Origin of the sequence: Micromonospora sp. NPDC049366, from assembly GCF_044466625.1 — a bacterium.
Lineage (GTDB): Bacteria > Actinomycetota > Actinomycetes > Mycobacteriales > Micromonosporaceae > Micromonospora.
This window is the reverse complement of sequence record NZ_JBITMV010000050.1, coordinates 1-4,197: the sequence shown is the minus strand read 5'-3', so window position 1 is coordinate 4,197 and position 4,197 is coordinate 1. Positions and strand designations below refer to the sequence as shown.

Sequence of the window (4,197 nt, the reverse complement as noted above, 5' to 3'; positions counted from 1 at the left end):
TCGTCCCCCCTCGGGTGGCGCCGTGGTCACGCCGCCCCCCGCCCCTTGTTCTTTGTTTCGCCGGGGGTGTTTGTCCCTCATCAAACCGGGGCCCGGGGCCCCCCCCCCCCCCCCCCCCCCCCACCGCTGTACTGGATGCGCCGGCCTTTGTGCCCTCGGCTGACCGCTGGAAAGGGCAGTGAGCGCGCGCTTCCGCCAGAACGCGCGCTCGGCCCCGCTCACCTCGCGGCCACGCGCCCCCGCCGCGGCCAGGCGCACGGCCCTGGGCGGCCGTCGCCTCGTCGCCGGCTGGCCCGCACCCGAGACCGCGCCTTCCGACGCCGAGGAGAAGCGCGACGGAGAGTGTCGGCATGGCCCGGCACCCGACGAGCGTGGACTACCGCTGTGGTCCGAGGGTGGGATCGGCAAGCACATCACGCACAGCGATGCACGGGTCGACATCAGGTTGATTGGTATGAATCGAGACTGCCAACCGCATGGCCTGGTCGACGAAGACGGCGCGCACTTCGGGTGCGACTCCCTGGAAGACCGAGTCTTCGGCCGCTCGTACCTTCTCCTCGAGCCGTGTGAGCGTCTCCGAGCCGAACGGGGTGATGACGATCCTGCGCACACGGCGATCCGACGGATCGGGCCGGCGTTCGATCAGGCTGGCCCGCTCGAGGGCATCGATGATGTACGGCATAACCGTTCTGTCGATGTTGAGGTGTTTGGCTAGCCCACTCTGGGTGGGCGGGCTGTTGTGGCCGACGACCGACAAGATCTGATAGCCGCGTGGCCCGTGTGGCAGTCCTTCGACGGCTTGCCCGACCTGCTCATGCCAGCGACGCAGGATCACCCCCAGGGTCCAACCGAGGTCGGACCCTGGAATGCCCACAGTCGGCGCGCCTGTACCCACATCCACTCGCCCATAGTAACCTGACAGGTTGTCGGTCATACTTTTGTTCAGACAACTAACCGCAGCGACCGGACGATCATCCGGCCGGCACCAGTGCCGGTGCCGCAGGGCCCGGCGGCTCCCGTCCTTGCGGCCTGACTCCATGGACAGCGCCCGGCGTCGACTCTCGCCGACACCGGGCGCTTCCACGTCTCGGCCGGTAGCCATGCCATGGCCTGGCCGAACAGCACGTTCCCGAAACGACAGGGCCTGACCTGATCAGATCATGCGGCCCTACTCGCCAAGGTCTTTCTGGCCGTCGATCTTCACACCGTTACGGCACGGGCTTCGAGATAGTTCTCGAGCCCATGTGTGCCGTGCTCGCGGCCGATGCCTGACTGCTTGAACCCACCGAAGGGGGCGTCCGCTGCGCCGAAGATGCGGTTGATCACTACAGTGCCCGCGTCGATCTGGCTGGCCATCCGTCGGGCCCGCGCGACATCGGTGGAGAACAGATATGCCTGCAGGCCGTACGGCGTGTCGTTCGCGATGTCGATCGCCTCCTGCTCGTCGTCGTAGGCGATCACGACCAGGACAGGTCCGAAGACCTCCTCGCGGGCGATGCGCATCTGGTTGGTGACGTCGGTGAACACCGTGGGCTTGACGTACCAGCCGCTCGGCAGTTCGTCAGGCCGGCCCTCGCCGCCGGTGAGCAGCGTCGCGCCCTCCTCCCGGGCCAGTCGGATGTAGCCCTGGACTCGATCGAACTGTGTCTGGTTGAGCACCGGTCCGATAGCGGTGTCCGCGTGGTCCGGGTCGCCGACCTTGAGCGTCGGGACAGTGGACTTGATAGCTTCGAGGATTTCGTCGAGCTTGTTGCGTGGGGCGAGGATGCGGGTTCCGGCGAAGCAGGTCTGGCCGTTGTTGAGGAAACCGGCCTGGAGGGCGGTGGCCACCGCGGTCGGGATGTCGGCGTCGTCCAGCACGATGCTGGGGCTCTTACCGCCGAGTTCGAGGGTCAGGCGTTTCATGGTGCCGGCGGCGTTGCGCATGATCTGTTGGCCTACGGCGGTCGATCCGGTAAAGCTGATCTTGGCGACGTCGGGGTGGGTGGTCAGCGCCTCGCCCACGACGGCGCCGCGGCCGGTGACGATGTTGACGACACCTGGCGGGAGTTGAGCTGCGTCGATGCACTCGGTCATGATCTGGGTCTGGATTGCGCTCAGCTCACTGGGCTTGACGACGATGGTGGTTCCGGCCGCGATCGCGGAGGCGAGCTTCTCGGCCACGAAGACGATGCTGAGGTTCCAGGGAGTGATCGCCACGGCTACCCCGATGGGCGCCATCTCGATGGTGCTCGTTCCCTGGGTGCGACTGAACGCGTAGTTCTCCAGGACCTCGGCGGCCTCGTCGAAGACGAGTGCCGCCTTGGGCATGACGGCTGTGACGAAGCTGCGCGGGCCGCCGTACTCCTCGATCATGGCGTTCGACAGGTCGTCGAGGCGGGCCGTGAAGGCCGCGCTCAGTCGGCGAAGGATCGCCAACCTCTCCTCGCGGGTGGTCCGGGAGAAGGACCGGAAGGCCCGCTTCGCGGCGGCGATCGCGGCGTTCGCGTCGACTTCGTCGGCTAGGAGGACCTGTCCGATCGGCTGTTCGGTTGCCGGATTGGTGAGAGGACCGAACTCCGTGCCGTGGGGGGTGACGAACTGTCCGTCGATGTAGATCTTGTCGATCGTTCGCACGGTGGTGCTCCGTTCTGCTGAATTAACGTGTCTTGCGGGGAAGCAGCGTCGCCACGCCGAGCGCGGCGACGCCAGTGATGCCGAGGGCGGCGAAGCCGTAGGTGTAGCCCTCCTCGGCCGGCAGTCCGCCGGTCGGCGTGTTGGCGCCGACAATCGCCGTCATCAGTGCCACGCCGAGCGATCCGCCGATGGTGCGAACGTTGGCTGTGACCCCATTTGCCACGCCGGTCTGTTCCGGGCGGACGGCGGTGACAATGACGGTGGCCATCGTCGAGAATCCTGTTCCGAGTGAGCCACCCAAAAGGGCCAGGGCGAGCGGCACCTGCCACCGGCTGTCATGGCTGAATGCGAGCATGGCTATTGCCGTGGTGTACAACGCCGACGCGGCGATGAGTACGAGACGGGCGCCGAACCGCCGAACGAGTGGGGCCGACGCCAGCCCAGCGAAGAACATGGTCACCGTCATCGGCAGCAACACCAGACCCGCCTCCGTGACGCTGGCCCCGAAGCCGTAGCCCACCTCGGGCGCCGTCTGCACGAAGACCGGCAGGAACGCCATGACGGCGAACAGGCCGACGCCGAACAGCAGGGACACGAGGTTCGTCGTCCACACGGCGGGCAGGCGCATCATTCGCATGTCGACGAGCGGCCGTTCCGAGACCTTCTCCACCTTGAACCACGTGACGGCGAGCAGCACGGCTGCCGTCAGCGGTACGAGCACCGCCGGCGACCGCCACCCCCAGTTGCTGGCCTGGCTGAGCGGAACGAGAAGCCCTACCAGCCAACCTGCCAGGAGTACGGTGGCGAGCCAGCTGATCGGGGTGGGGCTGCGGGACGACGAGGGCGGCACGATAGCGCGCGCAGCCGCCGCGGCGGCGGCTGTGAGTGCTGCCGGAATCCAGAACAGCGAACGAAGGCCCAGGGCGTTGGTGAGTGGTCCAGCCAGGACCATGCCCGCACCGCCGCCAACGGCGGCCAGTGCCGCTACGAAGCCGATCGCGCTGGGCGCCTTGTCCTCCGGGATCTCGTCGCGGATGATGCCGAACGCCAGCGGCAGCACGCCGCCGCCGAACCCCTGCAAGACCCGCCCGGCCAGCATGAGCTCGATTCCCGGGGCCACAGCGGAGAGCACAGCTCCCGCGGTCAGCGCGGCGAGTGAGACGACCAGTACGCGGTCTCGGCCGTATCGGTCGCCGAGCCGCCCGGCCACCGGTGTGCTCACCGACGCGGACAGCAGGAACGCGGTCACGATCCAGGCGACCAGCGTCGGGGATGTGTCGAGCTCCTCCTGAAGCGCTGGAAGCACAGGGTTGATCAGCGATTGGAGCACCGCGAACGAGAAGACGGCAAGCAGGACCACGGCCAAGATGACGCGCGGTGCGGCTCTGCGGGCAGGCGGACGGGATGGCATGTTGCGACCAATCGGGAACAGTGAGGGATCCGGCCGGCCGGCGCCGGGGATGCTGGCCAGCCGGAGCCGTTGACGCGGTCAGGCGATGTAGGCCGGGCCGCTGTTGCCCTCGGCCTGGTAGCCGTGGTGGGTGCGCTCAGTGCGGGTGGTCTCCGCGACGGTCCAGGCGT

3 protein-coding genes are annotated in these 4,197 nt (G+C 67.7%); all 3 read right to left on the bottom strand.

Translation table 11 applies throughout. From position 1 onward, the window contains the following. Window positions 1-376 precede the first annotated feature (376 nt). On the bottom strand, window positions 377-934 hold the full coding sequence (locus tag ACIBTV_RS31335; protein WP_396710788.1) for a MarR family winged helix-turn-helix transcriptional regulator: 558 nt from the start codon (window positions 932-934) through the stop codon (window positions 377-379). 266 nt (window positions 935-1,200) lie between these two features. Further along, window positions 1,201-2,616 carry an aldehyde dehydrogenase family protein gene (locus ACIBTV_RS31330; protein WP_396710786.1) on the bottom strand — a complete coding sequence of 472 codons (1,416 nt, stop codon included), beginning with the start codon at window positions 2,614-2,616 and terminating at the stop codon, window positions 1,201-1,203. A 22-nt stretch (window positions 2,617-2,638) separates the two neighbouring features. Then, entirely contained in the window at window positions 2,639-3,976 is a 1,338-nt protein-coding gene (locus tag ACIBTV_RS31325) for an MFS transporter (RefSeq protein WP_396710784.1), read from the bottom strand. Window positions 3,977-4,197 lie beyond the last annotated feature (221 nt).